The following is a 22,683-nucleotide window of genomic DNA, read 5'->3' on the forward strand; positions in this document are numbered from 1 at the left end:
GCCTTATTCCCAGCCTTGCAAGGCGCTGATCGCTGCCGTCAGCGCCAAGGCAGCGGTCTCGGTTCGCAGTACGCGGTGCCCGAAGCGAATGGCCTGCGCCTGGGCAGCCAGCGCCACTTTTTGTTCTTCGGGCGACCAGCCGCCTTCGGGGCCAATCAAAATGGTGACGGCCTGGTCCTGCGGCTTTATGGCTTGTGCCAGTTGCTGAGGCGCATCAGGGTCACAAAACAGATGCAGACCCGTTCGGGCATCCCGAAAGTAGTCGGACAAGCTCAGCGGCGCCGCCAGTTCCATCAGACGATTGCGGCCACACTGCTCGCTGGCTGACTCGATGACCCGCTGCCAGTGGACCATGCGTTTGGCCTGCCGTTCCGCGCTCAGTTGCAGCACGCTGCGTTGCGCGCGAATCGGCACCAGGCAGCTCACTCCCATTTCCACCGCTTTTTCGATAATCCAGTCCATTTTGTCGCTGGAGGCAATGCCTTGCAGGACGGTAATGCGGCCAGCCAGTTCGCGTACGGGTGTTTCGGCCGCCCCCAGGTTGGCAAACCCTTTTTTGCCCTCGATGCGCAAGGTAGCGGGAAATTGGGTGCCCAGTCCGTCAAACAGGACGATGTCCTGCCCATCTTTTAAACGCAGTACCCGGATGGCGTGATGCGCCAGGGCGTCGGGCAGGGCGATCTCGGTGTGGGCCGTCAGGGCAAAGGGATGATAAAAACGGGGAGCTGCCATATCAGGACACCATCAAGGGTAAAAAAACCGCACAAGCATACCGTACCTGGGCTGGGGGAAGAAAGCGCAAGGCCGCAGCGCAAGTGAGGGCGATTTAGCGCCAGCAATGCTAAAATAGCGCGTTTTATAAACTAATCAGGGCCGTGAGCCGTCCGCTAGCCGGAATTGTCGCGCCGCCGCCCCAATGAGCTTCTAATGGATATTGCGTCAGCCTCTGATAAAACCCTAGCCAATGCCATCCGTGCCTTGGCTATGGATGCCGTGCAACAAGCTAATTCGGGCCACCCCGGTGCGCCTATGGGCATGGCCGATATCGCCCAGGTTCTCTGGTCCCGGCACCTGAAACACAACCCCGCCGACCCCGCCTGGTTTGATCGTGATCGTTTTGTGTTGTCAAACGGCCACGGTTCCATGCTGATCTACGCTTTGTTGCACCTCAGCGGTTACGACCTGTCTCTGGACGAGTTGCGCAACTTCCGCCAGATGCATTCGCGTACCCCCGGCCACCCAGAAGTGGGTATTACGGCTGGCGTGGAAACCACGACCGGCCCTTTGGGCCAGGGTCTGGGCAATGCGGTTGGCTTTGCGCTGGCCGAAGCCTTGTTGGCCCGCGAGTTCAACCGTGACGGCCACGAGGTGGTAGATCACCTGACTTGGGTTTTTGCAGGCGACGGCTGTTTGATGGAAGGGATCTCGCACGAGGCCTGCTCCTTGGCCGGCACCTGGAAGCTGTCCAAGCTGGTCGTGCTGTACGACGACAACGGCATCTCTATTGATGGCAAGGTCGAGAACTGGTTCGGTGACGATACGCCCGCCCGCTTTGAAAGCTATGGCTGGAACGTCATCCGTGCTGTTGACGGTCATGACGCCGCCTCGATTCACAACGCGATTGAACAGGCCCGCCGCAACGCCAAAGAAGGCACCGGCCCCACTTTGATTTGCTGTCGCACCGTGATCGGCAAGGGCGCGCCTAACGCGGCCGGCTCCGAGAAGGTCCACGGCGCTCCGCTGGGTGCTGAGGAAATCGCCGCCACCCGTGCTGCGCTGGGCTGGAACCACGGCCCGTTTGAAATTCCTCAAGAAGTCTACCAGGGCTGGGATTGCCGCGAAAAAGGGGGCGTCCAGCAAGCGGAATGGCAAGCGCGTTTTGACGCCTACAGCCAGGCCTATCCTGAACTGGCCGCGGAACTGGCCCGTCGTCTGAAAGGCGAACTGCCTGCCGATTACAGCGCTAAAGTACAGGCCTTTATTGAGGAAACCGCTCAGAAAGCTGAAACCATTGCCTCGCGCAAGGCCTCGCAACTGGCAATCAGCGCGCTGGTCAATGTGCTGCCAGAAATGTTGGGCGGCTCGGCTGATCTGACCGGCTCCAACTTTACCGACTGGAAGGGCGCCGAGGCAGTGCGCGCTCACGCCGACGGTGTACATTTTGGTCGTCACATCAACTACGGTGTGCGGGAATTCGGTATGGCTGCCATCATGAATGGCGTGGCCCTGCATGGGGGCTACCTGCCGTTTGGCGGTACCTTCCTGACTTTCTCGGATTACTCGCGCAACGCCATTCGCATGGCAGCGCTGATGAAGCAGCGCGTGGTGCATGTCTTTACCCACGACTCCATCGGTCTGGGCGAGGATGGTCCGACGCACCAGTCCATTGAACACGCCAATAGTCTGCGACTGATCCCCAACCTGCATGTCTGGCGTCCTTGCGACACCACGGAAACGGCCGTAGCCTGGGCCTGCTCGATCGAGCGTCCCGCCAGCATCGGCATGAATGTGCAGGACGGCGGCCCCAGTGCCTTGCTGTTGTCGCGCCAGAATCTGCCATTCGTGGAGCGCGATGCACAAACCATCCAGAACATCCGCCGTGGTGGCTATGTGCTGCGCGATGCGCCAGATGCGCGCGCCATCATCATGGCAACCGGTTCGGAAGTCGGTCTGGCCTTGCAGGCGCAGGAGCAGTTGGCTCAGCAAGGAATTGCGACCCGCGTGGTATCCATGCCATGTACCAACCTGTTTGATGCCCAGGACAAGCAATGGCGCGATCAGGTTCTGACCCCGGGCATCCCGCGTGTGGCGGTGGAAGCGGGTACGACGGGTCTGTGGTTCAAGTACGTGGGTCTGGAAGGCGCGGTGGTGGGGATTGATACCTACGGCGAATCGGCTCCGGCTGGCGTCCTGTTCAAGCATTTTGGTCTGACAGCAGAGAAAGTCGCTGCGGCCGTTCAAGAAATTTTGTAATTGGAGTCTGACATGACGATTCGCGTCGCAATCAATGGTTATGGTCGTATCGGCCGCATGATCTTGCGTGCCCACTACGAGTACGGCAAAAAACACGATATCGAGATCGTGGCCATCAACGCCTCGGGCGGTGCCGAGATCAATGAACACCTGACTCGCTATGACTCCGTGCATGGCCGCTTTAACGCCGATGTGTCGCTCGACGGCGACTATCTGGTGGTCAATGGTGATCGCATCCGCCTGCTGAGCCAGCGCGATGCCCTGACCTTGCCTTGGGCCGAGCTGGGTGTGGACGTGGTACTGGAATGTACCGGTGCTTTCACCAGCAAAGAAAAGGCCAGCGAGCACATCCAGGCCGGCGCCAAGAAAGTCATTATTTCCGCCCCCGGCGGCAAGGATGTGGACGCCACGATTGTCTATGGCGTGAACCACGACATTTTGAAGAGCACCGACACGGTGATCTCCAACGCCTCGTGTACGACCAACTGTCTGGCTCCTCTGGTTGCCCCCCTGCACAAGGAACTGGGCGTGGTCAGCGGTCTGATGACTACCATCCACGCTTATACCAACGACCAGGTCCTGACGGACGTGCGTCACAAGGACATGCGCCGTGCCCGTTCGGCCACCAGCAGCATGATCCCCACCAAGACCGGCGCAGCCGCTGCCGTAGGTTTGGTGTTGCCAGAACTGAATGGCAAGCTGGACGGTTACGCTGTGCGCGTTCCAACCATCAACGTGTCCATGGTTGACCTGACTTTTGTGGCTAGCCGCAACACGACGGTTGAAGAAGTGAACGGCATTTTGAAGGCCGCTTCCGAAGGCGCCATGAAAGGCATCCTGGACTATTGCACCGAGCCCTTGGTGTCCATCGACTTTAACCACACCACCGCTTCCAGCACGGTTGACTCCCTGCTGACCAAAGTGACCGGTGGCAATATGGTGAAAGTGGCTGCCTGGTACGACAACGAGTGGGCTTTCTCCATTCGCATGCTCGACAGCACCATCGCACTGATGTCGGCCAAATAAGATCTGAATAGCAGGGGCGGGATTTCCCGCCCCTGTCACGTTAATTCCCAGAACAAAAAATCATGTCTACAAGCATCAAGACCTTGTCTGCGCTGGCCGAAACGGACGCGCTGCGAGGCAAGCGGGTATTTATCCGCTCTGATCTGAATGTTCCTTTGCAAGACGGGCGTATTACCGAAGACACGCGAGTCCGTGCTTCGGTGCCTGCCATTCGCATGGCGCTGGATGCCGGCGCTGCGGTGATGGTCACTTCGCACCTGGGGCGGCCCAAAGAAGGCGAGTGCCAGCCCGTGGATTCTCTGGAACCCGTGGTGCAACGTCTGTCCGAATTGCTGGGCATGCCGGTTGAGCTGCGGCGCAATTGGCTGGATGGCGTGCAGGTGTCGCCCGGTCAGCTTGTCTTGTTGGAGAATTGCCGCTGCAACGTCGGTGAAAAGAAGAATGATCCTGAGTTGGCCCGCAAAATGGCCGCTTTGTGTGACGTTTACGTAAACGATGCCTTCGGTACGGCTCACCGTGCCGAGGCCACCACGGAAGGGATCGCCCGTTTTGCGCCGGTGGCTTGCGCTGGTCCCTTGCTGGAAGCCGAGCTGAACGCTCTGGGGCGTGCCTTGAACCAGCCTGCGCGGCCCTTGGTAGCCATTGTGGGGGGGGCCAAGGTCTCCACCAAACTGTCCATCCTGCGCGCTTTGGCTGAAAAAGTTGATCAGCTGGTGGTCGGGGGCGGCATTGCCAACACCTTTATGATGGCTAGCGGCTTGTCCGTGGGCAAGTCACTGGTCGAAGAAAGCCAGTTGGAAGAAGCTCGCGAGGTGATCCGCATCATGAAAGAGCGCGGTGCCGACGTGCCTATCCCCGTCGATGTGGTATGCGCCAAGTCTTTTGCGGCTGATGCTGCCGCTGAAATCAAGGCTGCTGACCAGGTTCAGGATGATGACATGATTCTGGATGTGGGCCCTGAAACGGCGCGCCAGATCGCTGACATCATTGCCAAGGCCGGTACGGTTGTCTGGAATGGCCCTCTGGGCGTGTTCGAATTCCCGGCCTTTGCACAAGGTACGGCAAGCTTGTCGCGCGCGATTGCCGATTCCAAGGCTTTCTCGATTGCCGGGGGGGGCGACACCCTGGCGGCGATTGCCCAATTCAATATTGGTGAAGAGGTGGATTACATCTCCACCGGCGGCGGTGCATTCCTGGAGTTTCTGGAAGGCAAACGTCTGCCCGCTGTGGCTGCCCTGGAAGACAAGGCTTAAGTTTTGCCGCCTGTCGCGTGACCCGTCCTCAGACTGGTTCATGCCTCAGAAAGCCAGCCAACGAAAGTTGGCTGGCTTTTGCTTTTGTGTAAAGACCGGACGCGATGGGGTTACGCCCCCTCTTTAATCAGTTGTCCATAGCCCTGCATGGCATCGGGCCATTCCAGCTTGAAGCCGCTATCGAGCAGGCGCTGGTTGCGCAGGCGTTTGCCGCCTTCTGCAGACGGGCGTCGTTCCGGGTGTGGCACACCCAGCAGATCGGCCAGCCCGTCATATAGCTCGGTAATCCGGTAGGGCCGACTGTCGGTGCCGATATAGCACGGGAAGGGCGCAGGAGCGCGTAGCAGATGCCAGCAGGCCGCTGCGGCATCCTCGATATGCAGGCGGTTGGCCCAATGCTCCGGGTCATCCGGTACGGTGGCCCGTCCTTCGCGCAGCCGATCCAGTAGTTGGGTGCGTCCGGGGCCGTACAGACCGCTGGGGCGGATGACCACAGCCTGGGCGGGGATGCGGTGATGAAGCCTTTGCTCGGCTTCCAGCAAGATTTTTCCATTGAACTGGGTGGGCTCCGTGGGGGAGTTTTCGTCCACCCAGTCTGTCGAGGGGCCATATACCGCCGTCGAGGAGACAAAGACAAAACGTTTCAGGGCTTTCAGGTCCAGCTCGTTGAGCAGATTTTCCAGACCTTGTAGAAAAACGCGCTCATAGGCAGCCTGGTTTCGCTGGTCAGGGGAGACCGCGTAAAGGACGTGAGTGATGGGGCGGTGTTTCAGTCGTAATGACGCAGGTTCGCTCAAATCGGCCTGTACCCACTCTATGCCGCTGTGATCGTCCAGGGGGGGGTGACGGCGCAGGCCGATAACCGGCCATTCATGACGACGGGCCAGCATTCCGGTGCGTGTGCCCAGATCGCCAGCGCCCGCCAGGAGCAAAGTACAGTTTTGAGAATCCACAGCAGCAGGTCCTTGAGTAGAATGATCTCGAGCAAAGCTCGATTGGCTGAGACAACAATAGCATTGGAGGCGGTCATGGAGTGTCGCAATTGGATTGACGGACAGCAACTTGGCGCGGAGGGCGGTGGTTTGCTACCGGTGATCGACCCCTCCACAGGCGAAACCTTTGCCCGACTGGCGCAATCATCCGCGGTGGATATTGATTGGGCCGTGCAGGCCGCCAGGCGTGCCAGTCAGGGGACGTGGCGCCGCCTGAGCGCAGCGCAGCGCAGTCAGTTATTGCTGCGTTGTGCCCGAACCCTGTCCGATGCTCGCGAGGAGTTGGCGCGGCTGGAGTCGCGGGATACGGGCAAGCCTTTGCGCCAGGCCCAGTCCGATGCTGACGCCATTGTCCGCTATTTCGAGTTTTATGCGGGTGCGGTGGACAAGCTGCACGGTCAAACCATTCCCTTGGGTTGGGAAATGACGGCCTTTACGTTGCGCGAGCCCTTGGGCGTCACAGCGCATATCATTCCCTGGAATTACCCCCTGCAGATCTTTGGACGCAGTGTGGCGGCCTCCCTGGCCGCAGGTAATACCTGCGTGGTGAAGCCGGCTGAAGATGCCAGTCTTTCTTTGCTGCGCGTGGCGGAGTTGTTGCACGAGGCGGGCTTGCCTGCCGGGGTGCTGAATATTTGTACGGGCCTGGGCAGTGAGGCCGGACAGGCCCTGGCCGCGCATCCTGATATCAACCATATTTCCTTTACGGGCTCTCCTGCCACGGGCCGTCAGGTGGCCTTGCAGGCCGCGCAGAATTTTGTGCCTGTCACGCTGGAGCTGGGCGGCAAATCGCCGCAGATCGTATTTTCAGATGCGGATCTGGACGCGGCCCTGCCGGTTATTGTCAATGCGATTGTGCAGAACGCAGGCCAAACCTGCTCGGCAGGCAGCCGTGTATTGATTCAGCGTGCGATTTATAGTGACTTTACGGAACGTCTGGCTGAAAGCTTCAAGGCCTTGTTGACGGGGGCAGCGAGCGACAATCTGGATTGCGGCCCTCTGATCAGCGCGCAGCAGCAAGCTCGGGTGCGTTCTTATCTGGAGAATCTGGATGAGGATGGCATTGTGGTGCTGGCGAAAGGCAAGCTGGACTCCAAGGCCCCGACGGGTGGTTTCTATCAAGTGCCTGTCTTGCTCGATCACGTGCCTGTCCAACATCGTCTGGCCCAGGAGGAGATTTTCGGACCAGTCCTGATTGCCCAACCTTTCGGTACGGAGCAGGAGGCCATCACCCTGGCCAATGGCACGCCTTACAGCCTGGTGGCGGGGGTCTGGACACGCGATGGTGCGCGTCAGATTCGCATGGCCAGACAACTACGGGCCGGCCAGGTCTTTGTGAACAATTATGGCGCTGCAGGCGGGGTAGAACTGCCGTTTGGCGGTACCGGACAGTCTGGTATTGGCCGAGAGAAGGGGGTTGAAGCGCTGTACGCCCTGACCAGCCTGAAAACGGTTGCGCTACGTCATGCCCCTGCTTGATGCCAGGGAATGTAGGGGTTAGCGCGGCTGTGGTGTTGGAGGTTTTCTGGCAGCATGGCATTTGAACGCTAAAACAGCATTTTTTTAGGGCGGCATCGAGCCGCCCTTTTTATGGAAATAAAAATAACAGAAGGAGACAAACATGCGATTGCAAGACAAGGTGGCCATCGTGACCGGTGGCGCATCGGGCTTTGGCCTGGGTATCGCACAGCGCTTTGCACGTGAAGGTGCGCGCGTGCTGATTGCCGACTTGAATGTGGAGCAGGGGCGGGCGGCAGCGGCCCAGATTCAGGCGACGGGCGGGCAAGCCATTTTTGCCGCTTGCGATGTGTCACAAGGGGACGAGGTTCAGGCCTTGCTCGACATTGCGCTGCGCGAGTGCGGCGGGCTGCATATCGTGGTGAACAATGCGGGCACCACGCATCGCAACAAGCCTTTGCTGGAAGTGAGCGAAAGTGAGTTCGATCTGGTGTATGCCGTCAATGTGAAAAGCATTTACTGGACAGCGAAACATTTTGTGCCCTATCTGCGGGCTCAGGGTTCAGGTTCCTTCATTAATATCGCTTCGACGGCCGCCTTGCGTCCGCGCCCCGGACTGGTCTGGTACAACGGCACCAAAGGCGCGGTGGTTACCATCAGCAAAGGCATGGCGGCCGAGTTGGGGCCAGACAATATCCGCGTGAATTGTGTCAATCCGGTGATTGGGGACACCGCCTTGCTGGAACAGTTCATGGGCATGCCCGATACGCCGGAAAATCGCAGCCGTTTTCTGGCGGGAATTCCACTGGGGCGTTTTTGCACACCCAAGGATGTGGCGGCGGCGGCTCTGTATCTCGCCTCCGACGAGGCTGAGTTCATTACCGGCACCTGCATCGAGGTAGACGGCGGCCGTTGTATTTAAGCCCCACTGTGATTCGTTACAATCGTGCTGTTGGCAGGCCCGTTCAGGGCCTGTAGTTTATTTCGCTTCCAAGGAAAAGCATGACATTCAATCGACAGTCTCCCCGCGAGCATCCGGATCAGTTGCGTATCGGCTTGGTGTCGGTGTCGGACCGCGCCTCCAGCGGACAGTACCAGGATGAAGGCATTCCCGCGCTGCGTCGCTGGCTTGACCGCGCCTTGACGGTAGCGCCGGCCTATCTGGAGCGACTGATTCCCGATGAGCGAGCCCTGATTACCGCTACCTTGGTCGAGCTGGTGGAAGCCGGTTGCGATCTGGTTTTGACTACGGGCGGCACCGGCCCGGCTCGTCGCGACGTGACCCCGGAGGCGACTCTGGATGCAGGAACACGCGAAATGCCCGGATTCGGTGAACAGATGCGCCAAATCAGTTTAAAATTCGTACCAACAGCGATTTTGTCGCGGCAAGTTGCGGTGATCCGAGAAATTCAGGACCACGCTGCTCTGATTATCAATCTGCCTGGGCAGCCCAAAGCCATTCAGGAAACACTGGAAGGATTACGGGATTCAGAAACCGGTCACGTATTGGTTCCCGGTATTTTTGCAGCCGTCCCGTATTGCATCGATCTGATTGGCGGACCTTACGCACAAACGCATGAGCAGGTGGTGCAAGCGTTCCGCCCCAAGTCGGCGCGTCGGAGCGCCCGTTAACAGGCTCAACCAACAATGGGCTGGACACAGACTGTGTCCAGTCAAGTTTTTCACTTATTTTAGTCTTCAGGAGGTCTTCTCATGGCCCTAGTTTCCATGCGCCAGCTGCTCGATCATGCGGCCGAGCACGGTTATGGTATTCCAGCGTTCAACGTCAATAACCTGGAGCAGGTCCAGGCCATTATGGAAGCCGCCTCGGAGACGGATAGCCCCGTCATCATGCAAGCCTCGGCGGGCGCCCGCAAATATGCCGGCGAGGCTTTTTTGCGTCACCTGATCGAAGCGGCTGTCGAGTCCTACCCCCACATCCCCGTGGTGATGCACCAGGACCACGGTCAGTCGCCCGAAATCTGCAAGGGCGCCATTGAACTGGGTTTCTCCAGCGTGATGATGGACGGCTCCTTGCTGCCTGACGGCAAAACCATTGCCGACTTTGAATACAACGTGGAAGTGACCCGTAAAGTGGTCGATATGGCTCACAAGCTGGGCGTGACCGTAGAAGGCGAACTGGGCTGCCTGGGCTCTCTGGAAACCATGCAAGGTGACAAGGAAGACGGTCACGGTGCAGATGGTGTCCTGACCCTGGATCAGTTGCTGACGGACCCCGAGCAGGCGGCTGAGTTTGTGAGCCGCACGCAACTGGACGCGCTGGCGATTGCCATTGGTACCAGCCACGGCGCTTACAAGTTCACCCGCAAGCCTACCGGCGATATTCTGTCCATCGAGCGTGTGAAAGAAATCCACCGTCGTCTGCCCAACACCCACCTGGTGATGCATGGCAGCTCCAGTGTGCCTCAGGAACTGCTGGCTGAAATCCGCCAGTTCGGCGGCAACATGAAAGAGACGTACGGCGTGCCCGTTGAGGAAATTCAGGAAGCCATCAAGTACGGCGTGCGCAAGGTCAATATCGACACCGATATCCGTCTGGCGATGACGGCTGCCATCCGTCGCTTCCTGTTTGAAAACCCAGAAAAATTCGACCCGCGCGAATATCTGAAACCTGCTCGCGAAGCCGCCAAGAAAGTGTGCGTGGCCCGCTACCAGCAGTTCGGCGCCGCGGGTCAGGCATCCAAGATCAAGGCCATTCCTTTGCAGGAAATTGCCCGCCAGTACAGCACCGGCGAGCTGTCTCAGATCGTTCAGTAATTATGTCAGGCGAAGCCGGCGTGGGCAGCACGACTGCCTGCCCCGGTCTTCGCGTCTTTGCCCGGTGCCGCAGGCGCCGGGATTGTCGTCCCGCCTGCATCCATAGTCAGCGGGATGTTTTCGTTTTAAGGATGAAATCGTGCAAGAGCCCTTACATCAATCCAGCCTGAGCTCCCTGCCCTTGCTGGCGCGTGGCAAAGTTCGGGACATGTATGCGGTGGGTGAGGACAAGTTGTTGATTGTGGCCAGTGATCGCATTTCGGCATTCGATGTGATTCTGGACGACCCCATTCCTGGCAAGGGCGCTGTCTTGACGCAGATGACCGAGTTCTGGCTGAACAAGCTGGCACACATCATCCCCAACCATACGACTGGCGTTAACCCGGTCGATGTCGTGGCGCCTGAAGAGCGCGCGCAGGTCGAAGGTCGCTCCATGGTGGTCAAGCGCCTCAAACCCATCATGGTGGAAGCCGTGGCCCGTGGTTATCTGATCGGTTCTGGCTGGAAGGATTACCAGGCAACCGGCGCTGTGTGCGGCATTACCTTGCCTGCTGGCCTGAAGCAGGCCGCCAAGCTGCCTCATGTGCTGTTCACCCCGGCCGCCAAAGCAGAAATGGGCTCGCACGATGAGAACGTGGATTTCGCTCATGTGGTCAAGGAAGTCGGACAGGAGTTGGCCGAGCAAATCCGCGATGTGACCCTGCGTCTGTACACGGAAGCCGCCGATTACGCGGCCAGCCGTGGCATCTTGATTGCCGATACCAAGTTCGAGTTTGGCCTGGACGAGCAGGGCCAACTGCATTTGATGGACGAAGTGCTGACCCCCGATTCCTCGCGATTCTGGCCTGCCGACAGCTATGCCGAAGGCATCAGCCCCCCATCCTACGACAAGCAATTCGTGCGTGACTGGCTGGAAACCCAGGTTTGGGACAAGACGCCACCCGCTCCTCGTTTGCCTGCTGAAGTAGCCCAGCGTACCGCTGAGAAGTACCGCGAAGCACTGGAGCGCCTGACAGCGTGAACGGTGTGCAGCCCGGACAGGTGCTCGCCGTCAGCGAGCCGCCTCATCGTCATCAGCAGGGTGGTGAACGACGACAGCTCGTTGGACGACGCTGCGATGAGGAGCCGGGCTCTGGGGACGGGCCAGGGGCACCGTACAGCCTGCCCCGTCTGAAAACCCATCATTGGATGGGCCCTGCTGTTTTTCCATTTACCAAGGCGCCTGGCAGCATGGCGCCTTCTTCCTTTTAGGGCGTATCTCTGATGAGCGTACAAACTCCTGTAGCCCCTGTGGTGGGCATTGTGATGGGCTCCTCCAGCGACTGGGAGGTCATGAGCCAGGCCGTCGCCATTCTGGACGAATTTGGCGTGTCTCATGAATGCCGCGTGGTCTCGGCCCACCGCATGCCCATCGATATGGTGGATTACGGTGCCCAGGCGCCCGCCCGTGGCCTGAAAGCCATTATTGCGGGTGCTGGTGGCGCGGCCCACTTGCCCGGCATGTTGGCTGCCCTGACACACCTGCCTGTCTTTGGGGTTCCCGTGCCGTCGCGTTACTTGCGCGGCGAGGATTCCCTCTTGTCGATTGTGCAAATGCCCAAAGGCGTGCCGGTTGCCACCTTCGCGATTGGCGAGGCGGGTGCCGCCAATGCCGCCTTGCATGTGATTGCCAATCTGGCCGTCAACGATGCGGTGCTGACTGAAAAACTGATTGCGTACCGTGCCCGCCAGACCGAGGCCGCCCGCGCTATGCGTGTCCCTCCTGTTACTGCCTGATTTTATTTTGTGATGATGACCCCCATGAATGATGCTGCCCTTCTGGTTCCTGGCTCCTGGCTGGGCATGATTGGAGGCGGCCAACTAGGCCGCATGTTCTGCCATAGCGCCCAAAGCCTCGGTTACAAGGTGGCCGTGCTCGACCCGGACACTCATAGCCCGGCCGGTGCGGTCGCGGATCTGCATATTTGCGCAGCCTACGATGATGCGCAAGCATTGGTTCAACTGGGGGAGCTGTGTCAGGCCGTCAGTACCGAATTTGAAAACGTGCCTGCACAGTCCCTGCTGACCCTGGCTCAACATACACGGGTCACGCCTTCGGGTGATGCCGTGGGCATTGTGCAGGATCGCATTCGTGAAAAGGCCTTTATTTCGCAGGCCGGTGTGCCGGTGGCCCCCTATGCCGCCATTGAAAGCCTGGATGATTTGCACGTCGCTGACAGCGCCTTGTTCCCCGGCATTCTGAAGACGGCGCGCTTTGGTTACGACGGCAAGGGGCAGGCACGGGTGGCAGACCGCGATCAGGCCTTGGCCGCCTTCCAGGAATTTGGCTCTCAGGCCTGTGTGCTGGAGGCCCTGCAGCCCCTGAAGTCTGAGATTTCGGTGGTGCTCGCCCGTGGTCTGGACGATCAGGTCAAAACCTTTCCGTGTGCCCGCAATGAGCATCGCGATGGCATTTTGGCCGTGTCCACGATCAGCGCCCAGTTCCAGGACGATGCTCTGTCCGAACAGGCTCGTCAGGCGGCCGCCGCGATTGCCCGCACGCTCAATTACGTGGGCGTGTTGTGCGTGGAGTTCTTTATTCTGGAAGATGGCCGCTTGCTGGCCAATGAAGTGGCCCCTCGTCCGCACAATAGCGGTCACTACACCATGAATGCCTGCGTCACCAGCCAGTTTGAACAGCAGGCCAGGGTGATGGCGGCTCTGCCCCTGGGTGACACGAGCGCCTTGTGTCCGTCCATGATGCTCAATATCCTGGGCGATATCTGGTTTGATGAACACAGTCAGATGCGTGAGCCGGATTGGGCCGCCTTGCTGGCGGTGCCGGGTGTGTCCTTGCACTTGTACGGCAAAGCTGAGGCGCGTGTTGGCCGCAAGATGGGGCACGTCAATATTGTGGGGGCATCGGATGAGCAAGTGCGCGAGCGCACTGCCCGTGCCGCTGCCGCGTTGCGCATTGCATTTGATCATGACTGATACCACCACCCCTGGCCCTTCCGAGCAGCAGATAGAGCAAGCCGCCCATGTACTGGCACAAGGGGGGCTGGTGGCCTTTCCGACCGAGACGGTGTATGGCTTGGGCGCGGACGCGGAGAACCCGGCCGCCGTGCAATTGATCTACAAGGCCAAGGGCCGTCCTGCCAATCATCCTCTGATTGTGCATGTGGCCCCTGGCGCCGATCTGCGTTATTGGGTGAAAGATATCCCCGCGGTTGCGCAACAATTGATCGACGCCTTCTGGCCCGGTCCTTTGACGCTGATCTTGCCGCGTAATCCGGCTATTCCGGATACGGTCAGTGGCGGTCAAAGCAGCATTGGTATTCGTTGTCCTTCCCATCCGGTGGCTCAGGCTCTGCTCAAGCGCATGGCGGAACTCAAGCCCAGCGGTCAGGCCGGTGTGGCGGCGCCTTCGGCCAACAAGTTTGGACAGGTATCGCCCACAGCGGCCAGCCATGTACGCGATGAGTTCGTGGATATGGGGCCAGATCAGTTGCTGATTGTGGAAGCGGGCCCTTCAGAAGTGGGGATTGAATCCACCATCGTGGATGTGTCGCGAACCCACCAAGGCGTAGGTGCCGTGCTGTTGCGTCCAGGTCATATTACCGCCGCCATGATTGCCGAGGTCATTGGCTACGAACCGGCCAGCCCCGATCAACAGGCTCCACAGGTGTCGGGCAGCTTGAAAGCGCATTATGCGCCGCGTACCCCTTTGTCTTTATTTGATGAAGACAGTGTGCCTGCGGTGCAGGCTGCTTTGGCTCAAGGGGGCAAGCAGGCCATTGTGGCTTTTGCCGCTATGCCTCCTTTTCTGGCTGATGTACATGACTGGTATGTCTGCAGTTCGGATGCCCAGGCTTATGCCCAGGACCTCTATGCCATGCTGCGTCGCCTGGACCAAGGCCAGTACCAGCATATCTGGGTGCAGCGTTGCCCGGATACGCCAGACTGGCAGGCAGTCAATGACCGCCTGGGTCGAGCAGCCGCGGCCTTTGAGTAAATCAGCCGCGGATGACTGCAGAGGGTTGTGAGTTCCTCAGGAACTGGGAGAGTCTGCTGTTGAGCGGGCTGTTTGCTGCAAAAACTCCGCAATCGCCTGGTTGACCTGCGTTTCCTTGTCCCGGTAGGGCAGGTGGCCACATTGCTCCAGCTCCAGCAGCTCGGTGTGAGGCACCAGCTGCTTGATGCGCCGGATTTGCTCCAGCGTGCCATATTCATCATCGACCCCCTGAATCGCCAGGACCGGACACGGAATCCGGCTGACCTCCTGTTCAATGTTCCAGTCGCGGAACTCGGGCTCCGTCCAGGTTGCGTTCCAGCCCCAGAAGGCAGATTCCACGTCATCGTGATAGCGTGCCAGACGTTCACGCAAAAATCCTTGTTCATAGGCTTCACGGGCCACCAAAATGCCACGCAAGGAAATATCTTCCACAAACAGGTGGGGGGCCATCACGACGATACCTTGCAGTTTCTCGCCAAAACCACTGGCTGCCAACAGGGCAATTGAGCCTCCGTCACTGTGACCCACCAGTACAATCGGCCGTTTCTGGCCGTCCTCGCCCAGGTGCTGGAGCAGTTGAGGCAGGACATCTAGGGCCTGCTCATGCAGGTAGTCGGGGGTTTTGGGGCGGTTGTCGGGGCGCGGAGTGCTGCGGCCATAGCCATAGCGTGAGTACATCAGGCCACTACAGCCAGTATGCTCACACAACTGCGCTGGCCAGTTCTTCCACATGGCAATGGAGCCCAGCCCTTCATGCAGGAATACCAGTAGCGGGGCAGTTTCCCGTTCTGGGTAAATGCGTTGATATTCCAGTTCAATGGCTTGTGTGCCTTGAGTCAGGCTCGCAAATTGCAAAGATGAATCCAGTGTTGTCATAGCCGTGTGATCTTCAGATGCCCTGAACCGACCGGGCGCAAAGGTAATCGGAAAACCCTCTTTATGCCATAGATTGAGGTCGGGCGCACAGGCAGGCCAATGCAGGTCCTTGATGTGGACATTTTGCCGCTGTTTATGGCTGCTTCGGCTGCGGTGCTGCAAATTCTGGCAGAGATGGTAGAGTGGCGATCTCGATCTTTTTTTTGTTGCGCCACAACATGAAATTTGCTGAATTTGAAGTGGGCATGCTGATTAAGCATCCACTCGTACCGGTAACGCGCGAAGAGATGCTGGATTTTGCCCGCAAGTACGATCCGCAGTCTTTTCACATTGATGAAAATCAGGCTGAACAAGGCCATTGGGGCGGCCTGATTGCCAGCGGCTGGCTGACCTGTGCTAAAGCCATGCGTATGGCAGTGGATACGAGCCTGCATGACTCTGAATCCTTTGGGTCGCCCGGGGTGGAGCGTCTGCGTTGGGTCTTGCCCGTGCGGGCGGGAGACTCCATTCGTCTGGAAGCCACGGTTGCATCCAAACGGGTGTCCAGCAGCCGTTCGGATCTGGGCATCATCCGCTGGAACTGGAATGTATTTAACCAGCGCGATGAACTGGTGCTGGAGCTGGATGCGACCAGCATGTTTGAACTGAAGCCTTCACAAGAATAATAAATAGCGTCACGGCGGTGACGCGACTCTCTCGCGAGACAAATCTTCACACCTTGTTGGGGATGCTTTTTGCAGCTGGGCGCCTTGTTCGTCCGTGCAGCGGCGGTTTGTAATGGGGTATGAAATCGCCCGCGCCCAACCTCCCAAAGAGGCAGGGGCAAGCCGTCTTGCCCCTGTTGGCTTCGGTTTAAAAGAAAGCCTGAATTCCGGTTTGTGCGCGACCCAGTATCAGGGCGTGCACGTCGTGCGTGCCTTCGTAGGTATTGACGACCTCCAGATTGACCAGATGGCGGGCGATGCCGAACTCGTCGGAGATGCCGTTGCCGCCCAGCATGTCGCGTGCCAGACGAGCGATGTCCAGCGCCTTGCCGCAGGAGTTGCGCTTCATGATGGAGGTGATCTCGACTGCTGCCGTGCCTTCGTCTTTCATTCGACCCAGACGCAGGCAGCCTTGCAGTGCGAGAGTGATCTCGGTTTGCATATCGGCCAGCTTTTTCTGTATCAGTTGATTGGCAGCCAGTGGACGGCCAAACTGCTTGCGGTCCAAGGTGTACTGACGAGCGGTATGCCAGCAGGATTCGGCGGCGCCCAGAGCGCCCCAGGCAATTCCGTAGCGCGCCGAGTTCAGGCAGGTGAAGGGACCGCGCAAGCCTGAAACATGAGGCAGCATCTGGCTGTCGGAGATTTCCACATCGGCCATGACAATCTCGCCGGTCAGTGAAGCGCGTAAACCTACCTTGCCGTGAATGGCGGGCGTGGACAGGCCTTTCATGCCTTTTTCCAGAATGAAGCCGCGGATCTTGCCGTCGTCTTCACCGCCCACGACTTTGGCCCAGACCACCAGCACATCGGCAATCGGGGAGTTGGTAATCCAGGTTTTGCTGCCGCTCAGGCGATAGCCGCCGTCCACTTTGAGGGCGCGACTTTCCATGGCTCCAGGGTCCGAGCCATGATTGGGCTCGGTCAGCCCAAAGCAACCGATCCATTCACCGCTGGCCAGTCTGGGCAGATATTTCTGTTTCTGCTCCTCGCTGCCAAATTCAAAAATCGGCACCATGACCAAGGAGGACTGCACGCTCATCATGGATCGGTAGCCCGAGTCCACCCGCTCTACTTCGCGGGCAATCAGGCCATAGCTGACATAGTTCAGCCCCGCGCCACCATAGGTATCCGGAATGGTGGCACCCAGCAGGCCCAGCGACCCCATCTCGGCAAAGATGGCCGGGTCAGTCTGCTCGTGGCGGAAGGCCTCCAACACGCGCGGCAGCAGTTTCTCCTGTGCGTAAGCATGGGCCGCATCGCGCACCATACGTTCTTCATCGCTCAACTGCTGGTTCAGCAGCAGGGGGTCGTCCCAATGGAAAGAGGGGTTGGCAGACATAGAGGTACTCCGGGAAAAGCAAATTGGGTCAATCAGGTGGTGCCAGAAAGGCCGCCATCGGTCTGAGAAACAAAAAGAGCGGTTTGAACATCGCTGACCGCAGCCACGAGGAGTCGTGGTGTGCACATTGTTGTGCTCTCAGAAGGCAAGGGGCCGACGATATTCCTGTAAAGTCTCAGCATAGTGTGCATAAAGCGCACAAGGCAATTGATAAAATTGCACAATGTCGTGTGCTGGCGTAACGATGTCGCCGCAGGATAGGTAGCCAGTCAGGAAAAGAGGGGGAGCAAATGAGACAAGGTGTGCCCAGCTTGGGTGCCTTACAGGCCTTTGAGGCCACTGCACGCCTGGGAACCTTTTCCCGTGCCGCGGAAGAACTGTCCTTGACGCATAGCGCTGTGTATCGGCAGGTGAGCGGCCTGGAGCAGCGTCTGGGTGTCACCTTGTTGACGCGGGTGCGGCGGCGTTTGGTCTTGACGGCGGCAGGGCGCGATTATGCGGCGCGCATTCGCCATCATCTGGAGCAGATCGGTAAAGACACATTCAGTCTGATTGCGCGGGCCGGTGTAGGCCGCAACATTCATCTGGCTGTGCTGCCGACCTTGTCCACCGTCTGGCTGATGCCGCGTCTGGCCCGTTTCGCCCAGTGCTACCCCGATATCACGGTCAGCCTGTCGGTTCGTACCACACCGTTTCAGTTCGGGGACCACCCCTTTGATGCTGCTATCTATCATGGGCGGCAGCTCTGGCCGCAAACCGAAGGCATCAAACTGTTTGATGAAGGCGAGCTCGTGCCGGTCTGCTCACCTCATCTTGCAGTCGACGGGAGCTGGCAAAAGTTGGTCCACCTGCATATGTCGACGCGTCCGGATAGCTGGTTACACTGGTATCGGTCTGCGGGTCTGGAGCCTGATCTGCGTGTCAGTTCGGGACCGCGCTACGAGCTGTTCAGCCTGCTTCTGGCTGCCGTGCAGGCTGGGATGGGGATGGCGCTGATGCCACGCTTTCTGATCCAGACCGCGCTGGAGCAGGGCGAATTGCTCATGCCATTCCCCCATGCCATGCCCGTGAGCGAGGCATATTTTTTTAGTTATCCGACCGCCAATCAACCCAGTGAAGCGGTGCTGTTGCTGGAGCAATGGTTGCTGGATCAGGAAAAGGAGAATCCATGAGCGTGTATTGGAAGCCGGCACTGCTGTCGGCGCTTGTAGCTTTGTCGCTGGCCTTGCCCGCGCAGGCCAGTCAAACCGCGAGTCAGCATGCGAATCCGGAAGCCGCCAGCAATGTCATGCAACGTGACAGGCTGGTCACTCAGAAAAGCATGGTGGTGACGGCGCATCCTTTGGCAAGCCGGGCTGGTTTACGTATGCTGGATCAGGGAGGCAGTGCGGTGGATGCGGCTATTGCCGCTCAACTGGTCTTGGGGTTGGTGGAACCCCAGTCGTCCGGTATTGGTGGGGGTGGCTTTGTTTTGCTGTTTCAGCCAGAGTCGGGTTTGACGAGTTACGACGGGCGCGAAACCGTGCCTGCCGCCAGCCCTCCGGACCGTTTTGAGCTGAACGGTCAAACCCTGTCTTTCAAGCAGGCAGTCAATAGCGGACGTTCCGTAGGGGTGCCGGGTTTGTTGCGCGCCCTGGAGCTGATGCATAAGGACGGTGGCGTCCTGCCCTGGGCCTCCCTGTTTGAACCGGCCATTGAGCTGGCCGAAGATGGCTTTGAGGTCAGCCCCCGCTTGCACACCTTGATTGCCGACAACCCCGAGCTGGCCGACAAGGCGGCTGCGCGTGCCTATTTTCTGGACGGACAGGGAAGACCATGGCCGGTTGGCCACCGTCTTCGGAACAAGGAGTATGCACAGGTGCTGCGCTTGTTGGCCAGCCAGGGCGCACAGGCTTTCTATCAAGGGGAACTTGCCCAGGATATGGTGGCTGCTGTTGCCGCCGACCCGATTGCGGGCGACTTGACGGTGTCCGATTTGACGCAATACCGGGCGCTGCGACGTGAGCCCCTCTGTATGGACTGGCAGCAGGTGGCGCTCTGTGGCATGGCACCGCCCAGTTCAGGGGCGATCAGTGTGATGCAGATGCTGGGTATCTTGCAGCACACGCCTATTGCTGATGTGAAGCCGCAATCTGTGGAAGCGATTCATTATTTCTCTGAAGCAGGGCGTCTGGCCTTTGCAGATCGGGATGCCTGGGTTGCTGATCCGGCATTTGTGTCTGTGCCACAGCAGGCTTTGCTGGCACCGGCGTATTTGAAATCCCGTGCCGCCTTGATTCAGCCAGGCCGATCCATGGGTCATGCCCAGCCGGGCAAGCCTTTGGCTGACGCACAAGCCGCCACTGACAACACGCCCGAGTTGCCCTCCACCACGCATCTGTCGGTGGCGGACGCCAAGGGGCAGGTGGTTTCCATGACCACCTCGGTGGAGTCGGCCTTTGGCAGCAAGATCATGGTTCGTGGCTTCTTGCTGAATAATCAGCTGACAGACTTTGCCTTGAACCCCAAAGACGAGATGGCCCGTTTGTCTGTTAATCGGGTTGAACCGGGCAAGCGCCCGCGCAGTTCGATGGCTCCGATGATGGTGATGCAGGATGGGCGTCCTGTGATCGCGCTGGGTTCTCCCGGCGGCAGCGCCATTATTCCCTATGTAGCCCAGGCCCTGACGGGCATGCTGATGTGGAACTTGGATGCTCAAGAAGCCGTCAGCCTGCCGCACTATGGCAGCCGCAATTGGGCGACAGAGCTGGAGGCCGGCACTGCGGTGACGGAACAGTCGCAGGCATTAAGGGCGATGGGGCACGAGGTACGCGAGCAGCCTTTTCCCAGCGGTACGCATGTCATACGCTGGACCCAGGAAGGGCTGGAAGCGGGGGTAGACCCTCGGCGGGAAGGATTGGCGTTAGGGCAGTAGACCAGCGTGGCGGTGCTTGGTCCGAGGTCAATCTGCGAGGAACCGGGCGAGGCATGGCTCATGATGCATTTGGGGCTGCCGTCCGTCTTGGCGACAGGCCGGTGGTGTTCTGGCAAAGAGACTGGCACAGCGAACGGTCTGTTGTTAGCAACGGTCCACAGGACTCATTGACAGGAAGCGAGCAATTCTCAGGCTTTGCCCTCTGAAGCCAATCGGCTGGTCATTAAAAAAGCCCTCAATGCGGTGGATAGAGATCCACGCATTGAGGGCTTTTTATAAGGTTTCTGGCAGGCTTGATCGTGCGGCTTAGCGGAACACGACGGTGCGCTGATCGTTCAACAAAATCCGGTGCTCCACATGGGCGCGCACGGCACGGGCCAGAACCAGAGACTCCACATCGCTACCGATCTGGGTCAGTTCGGCTGGGCTGACAGCGTGGGTTACATGTTCCACGTCCTGCTCAATGATCGGGCCTTCATCCAGATCTGCAGTCACGTAGTGGGCAGTGGCGCCGATAATTTTCACACCACGGGCATGGGCCTGGTGATAAGGACGTGCGCCCTTGAAGCTGGGCAGGAAGCTGTGGTGAATATTGATTGCGCGGCCTGACAGGGACTGACACAGATTGGTGGACAGAATCTGCATATAGCGGGCCAGTACGACCAGATCAATTTTCAGATCACGAGCCAGATCGATGATCTGCTGCTCTTGTTGTGGGCGGGTTTCCGGTGTCACCGGCAGGTGATGGAAAGGAATGCCGTACGAGGAAGCCAGACCGGCGTGGTCCGTGTGGTTGGAGGCCACAGCCGCGATTTCCACAGGCAACTGGCCGCTGTGGGCGCGAAACAGCAGATCGTTCAGGCAGTGGCCCTGGCGGCTGACCAGAATCAGCAGGCGGGCTTTGCGCTGGGCGTCGTAAATATTGGCGTCCATGCTGAATCTTTCAGCAATGGGGGCAAAGCTGGCTTGCAGGGCGCTGACGTCCTGTGTTTCAGGCAGGGAAAACTGGATGCGCAGGAAAAAGCGGTTGGTGGCGGCATCGCCAAACTGCTGTGCTTCAAGAATGTTGCCGTTTTGCTCAAGCAGCCAGCCCGATACGCTGTGGACAATGCCGGTGCGATCCGGGCAGGATAGGGTCAAGATGTAATCGTTCATCGACAGTATTGTAAAGATTTCAGAAAAGTTTTTAAGCTGCCTGGGCCAGAACGTGCTGGCCGTGTTGTGCAATCGCTAAACACGCGGTCAGGCCGGGTGATTCGATGCCGAACAAATTCAGCAAACCCGGGATGCCGTGGGTGGCAGGTCCCGAAAAAACGAAGTCGGCGGCCGCGTGGCCTGCAGGCACAATTTTAGGCCGAATACCGCTGTAGGCGGGGTTCAGGCTGTTATCGGGCAAAGCGGGCCAGTATTCGCGCACGGCGGCATAAAAGGATTGACCGCGTTGCGGGTCCAGGTCGTAGTTTTCGTCCTGCACCCACTCTGTGTCAGGGCCAAAGCGGGCCTGTCCAGCCAGATCCAGGGTCAGATGCACACCCAGTCCGGCTTTATTGGGCATGGGGTAGATCAGGTGCTTGAAGGGGGAGCGGCCCGCCAATGAAAAATAGCTGCCCTTGCACAGATAGGCCTGGGGAATATGGCTGGGGTCCAGCCCCTCGATATGTCGTGCTGCCATTACCGCGCCTAGTCCGGCCGCATTGATCAGGTGTGTGGTGGTCAGGCTGAAGGGCTCAGCCCCGCCCACGTGAACCTCAAAACCTTGGCCGGGCAGGACCTGCGCACGGATAAAGGGGGTATTGAACACCAATTGTGCGCCGTGGTTCTCTGCATCGCCTTGCAGTGACAGCATGAGGGCATGGGTGTCTACAATGCCGGTCGAGGGCGATAAGAGGGCGGCGCTGCAGCTCAGGGCAGGCTCCAGCGCCTTGGCCTGGGCGGCATCCAGCCACTGCAAGTCGTTTACGCCACAGGCGCTTGCCTGGGCCTGCAGTTTGCGCAAGTCGGCTTCCTGTTCAGCGCTGCCCGCCACAATCAGCTTGCCACAGCGTTGGTGATCGATATGGTGATCCCGGCAATAGTCATACAGCATGTCTTTGCCTTCGACACACAGCCGGGCCTTCAGGCTGCCCGGGGTGTAGTAAATGCCCGCGTGTATGACTTCCGAATTACGCGAACTGACGCCGTTGCCGATACTGGCGGTTTGCTCGATCAGCAAAACCTCCATGCCTTGCCGGGCCATTTGCCGGGCGCAGGCCAAACCCACGACACCCGCTCCCAGCACTATGCAGTCGACATCGTTTGGCATGATTAATACCTTATTGGCGTAGTAGAGCAAAAGGCGTAGTGTACTCCCGCCCTGAAGCGGCGGGCAGGCGC

General features: G+C 59.0%; 21 protein-coding genes. 14 read left to right on the forward strand and 7 right to left on the reverse strand.

Annotated features, from left to right (window positions below; translation table 11 throughout):
• Window positions 1-3: 3 nt before the first annotated feature.
• Window positions 4-732 carry a 16S rRNA (uracil(1498)-N(3))-methyltransferase gene (locus ACOZ42_RS03210; protein ID WP_003803644.1) on the reverse strand — a complete coding sequence of 243 codons (729 nt, stop codon included), beginning with the start codon at window positions 730-732 and terminating at the stop codon, window positions 4-6.
• Window positions 733-927: 195 nt separating this feature from the next.
• Between ACOZ42_RS03210 and tkt the strand changes: the two genes are divergently transcribed.
• The 3 genes from tkt to ACOZ42_RS03225 all read left to right on the forward strand — a co-directional run bounded on the left by tkt (window position 928) and on the right by ACOZ42_RS03225 (window position 5,252).
• Window positions 928-2,973, forward strand: coding sequence for a transketolase (gene tkt / locus ACOZ42_RS03215; protein ID WP_003803642.1), 2,046 nt, complete (start codon window positions 928-930; stop codon window positions 2,971-2,973).
• 12 nt (window positions 2,974-2,985) lie between these two features.
• The gene (gap, locus tag ACOZ42_RS03220) at window positions 2,986-3,999 is read left to right on the forward strand and encodes a type I glyceraldehyde-3-phosphate dehydrogenase (protein WP_003803641.1); all 1,014 of its coding nucleotides are present in this window, start codon (window positions 2,986-2,988) and stop codon (window positions 3,997-3,999) included.
• A 62-nt stretch (window positions 4,000-4,061) separates the two neighbouring features.
• Window positions 4,062-5,252 (forward strand): phosphoglycerate kinase, encoded by a 1,191-nt coding sequence (locus ACOZ42_RS03225; RefSeq protein ID WP_051010456.1) that lies wholly within the window; start codon window positions 4,062-4,064, stop codon window positions 5,250-5,252.
• A 110-nt stretch (window positions 5,253-5,362) separates the two neighbouring features.
• Here the strand turns inward: ACOZ42_RS03225 and ACOZ42_RS03230 are convergent, their stop codons facing one another.
• On the reverse strand, window positions 5,363-6,205 hold the full coding sequence (locus tag ACOZ42_RS03230) for an NAD-dependent epimerase/dehydratase family protein (protein ID WP_003803639.1): 843 nt from the start codon (window positions 6,203-6,205) through the stop codon (window positions 5,363-5,365).
• A gap of 75 nt (window positions 6,206-6,280) precedes the next feature.
• Here ACOZ42_RS03230 and ACOZ42_RS03235 point away from each other — a divergent pair, with 75 nt between their 5' ends.
• The 5 genes from ACOZ42_RS03235 (at window position 6,281) to ACOZ42_RS03255 (ending at window position 11,501) form a co-directional block, all read left to right on the forward strand.
• On the forward strand, window positions 6,281-7,723 hold the full coding sequence (locus ACOZ42_RS03235) for an aldehyde dehydrogenase family protein (protein ID WP_426345540.1): 1,443 nt from the start codon (window positions 6,281-6,283) through the stop codon (window positions 7,721-7,723).
• Window positions 7,724-7,865: 142 nt separating this feature from the next.
• On the forward strand, window positions 7,866-8,624 hold the full coding sequence (locus ACOZ42_RS03240; RefSeq protein ID WP_003803634.1) for an SDR family oxidoreductase: 759 nt from the start codon (window positions 7,866-7,868) through the stop codon (window positions 8,622-8,624).
• Between the two features lie 80 nt (window positions 8,625-8,704).
• A complete protein-coding gene (mog, locus tag ACOZ42_RS03245) occupies window positions 8,705-9,334 on the forward strand; it encodes a molybdopterin adenylyltransferase (protein WP_131071310.1) in 630 nt (209 codons plus the stop codon).
• 81 nt (window positions 9,335-9,415) lie between these two features.
• Window positions 9,416-10,480: a class II fructose-bisphosphate aldolase gene (gene fba / locus ACOZ42_RS03250; protein ID WP_003803631.1), complete on the forward strand. Its 1,065-nt coding sequence runs from the start codon at window positions 9,416-9,418 to the stop codon at window positions 10,478-10,480.
• Window positions 10,481-10,688: 208 nt separating this feature from the next.
• The gene (locus ACOZ42_RS03255; RefSeq protein WP_426345829.1) at window positions 10,689-11,501 is read left to right on the forward strand and encodes a phosphoribosylaminoimidazolesuccinocarboxamide synthase; all 813 of its coding nucleotides are present in this window, start codon (window positions 10,689-10,691) and stop codon (window positions 11,499-11,501) included.
• 30 nt (window positions 11,502-11,531) lie between these two features.
• On the opposite strand, the gene ACOZ42_RS03260 is transcribed toward ACOZ42_RS03255, so the two are convergent.
• Window positions 11,532-11,690, reverse strand: a complete 159-nt coding sequence (locus ACOZ42_RS03260) for a hypothetical protein (protein WP_157784356.1) — start codon at window positions 11,688-11,690, stop codon at window positions 11,532-11,534.
• Window positions 11,691-11,743: 53 nt separating this feature from the next.
• Here ACOZ42_RS03260 and purE point away from each other — a divergent pair, with 53 nt between their 5' ends.
• The 3 genes from purE to ACOZ42_RS03275 are packed head-to-tail and all read left to right on the forward strand — an operon-like array spanning window position 11,744 to window position 14,474.
• Window positions 11,744-12,256, forward strand: a complete 513-nt coding sequence (gene purE / locus ACOZ42_RS03265) for a 5-(carboxyamino)imidazole ribonucleotide mutase (protein ID WP_003803624.1) — start codon at window positions 11,744-11,746, stop codon at window positions 12,254-12,256.
• Window positions 12,257-12,271: 15 nt separating this feature from the next.
• On the forward strand, window positions 12,272-13,453 hold the full coding sequence (locus ACOZ42_RS03270) for a 5-(carboxyamino)imidazole ribonucleotide synthase (RefSeq protein WP_426345830.1): 1,182 nt from the start codon (window positions 12,272-12,274) through the stop codon (window positions 13,451-13,453).
• Window positions 13,446-14,474 (forward strand): L-threonylcarbamoyladenylate synthase, encoded by a 1,029-nt coding sequence (locus ACOZ42_RS03275; protein WP_131071311.1) that lies wholly within the window; start codon window positions 13,446-13,448, stop codon window positions 14,472-14,474. Before ACOZ42_RS03270 ends, ACOZ42_RS03275 begins: the two co-directional genes overlap by 8 nt.
• 36 nt (window positions 14,475-14,510) lie before the next feature.
• Here ACOZ42_RS03275 and ACOZ42_RS03280 read toward each other — a convergent pair whose 3' ends face one another.
• A complete protein-coding gene (locus ACOZ42_RS03280; RefSeq protein ID WP_003803616.1) occupies window positions 14,511-15,350 on the reverse strand; it encodes an alpha/beta fold hydrolase in 840 nt (279 codons plus the stop codon).
• 218 nt (window positions 15,351-15,568) lie between these two features.
• Between ACOZ42_RS03280 and ACOZ42_RS03285 the strand changes: the two genes are divergently transcribed.
• The gene (locus ACOZ42_RS03285) at window positions 15,569-16,015 is read left to right on the forward strand and encodes a MaoC family dehydratase (RefSeq protein WP_039943847.1); all 447 of its coding nucleotides are present in this window, start codon (window positions 15,569-15,571) and stop codon (window positions 16,013-16,015) included.
• A 187-nt stretch (window positions 16,016-16,202) separates the two neighbouring features.
• Here the strand turns inward: ACOZ42_RS03285 and ACOZ42_RS03290 are convergent, their stop codons facing one another.
• Window positions 16,203-17,396, reverse strand: a complete 1,194-nt coding sequence (locus ACOZ42_RS03290; protein WP_003803610.1) for an acyl-CoA dehydrogenase — start codon at window positions 17,394-17,396, stop codon at window positions 16,203-16,205.
• 290 nt (window positions 17,397-17,686) lie between these two features.
• Here ACOZ42_RS03290 and ACOZ42_RS03295 point away from each other — a divergent pair, with 290 nt between their 5' ends.
• Together ACOZ42_RS03295 and ggt are read left to right on the forward strand one after the other, a co-directional pair.
• Window positions 17,687-18,568, forward strand: coding sequence for a LysR substrate-binding domain-containing protein (locus ACOZ42_RS03295; RefSeq protein WP_003803608.1), 882 nt, complete (start codon window positions 17,687-17,689; stop codon window positions 18,566-18,568).
• Window positions 18,565-20,310 (forward strand): gamma-glutamyltransferase, encoded by a 1,746-nt coding sequence (gene ggt, locus ACOZ42_RS03300; RefSeq protein WP_426345541.1) that lies wholly within the window; start codon window positions 18,565-18,567, stop codon window positions 20,308-20,310. Before ACOZ42_RS03295 ends, ggt begins: the two co-directional genes overlap by 4 nt.
• A gap of 306 nt (window positions 20,311-20,616) precedes the next feature.
• Here the strand turns inward: ggt and purU are convergent, their stop codons facing one another.
• Window positions 20,617-21,471 carry a formyltetrahydrofolate deformylase gene (gene purU / locus ACOZ42_RS03305; protein ID WP_201024875.1) on the reverse strand — a complete coding sequence of 285 codons (855 nt, stop codon included), beginning with the start codon at window positions 21,469-21,471 and terminating at the stop codon, window positions 20,617-20,619.
• Between the two features lie 25 nt (window positions 21,472-21,496).
• Window positions 21,497-22,612, reverse strand: a complete 1,116-nt coding sequence (locus tag ACOZ42_RS03310) for an NAD(P)/FAD-dependent oxidoreductase (protein WP_003803603.1) — start codon at window positions 22,610-22,612, stop codon at window positions 21,497-21,499.
• Between the last annotated feature and the right edge of the window lie 71 nt (window positions 22,613-22,683).

Origin of the sequence: Alcaligenes sp. HNGD-HTN06 (assembly GCF_049932565.1) — a bacterium.
Taxonomy (GTDB): Bacteria; Pseudomonadota; Gammaproteobacteria; order Burkholderiales; family Burkholderiaceae_B; genus Alcaligenes; species Alcaligenes ammonioxydans.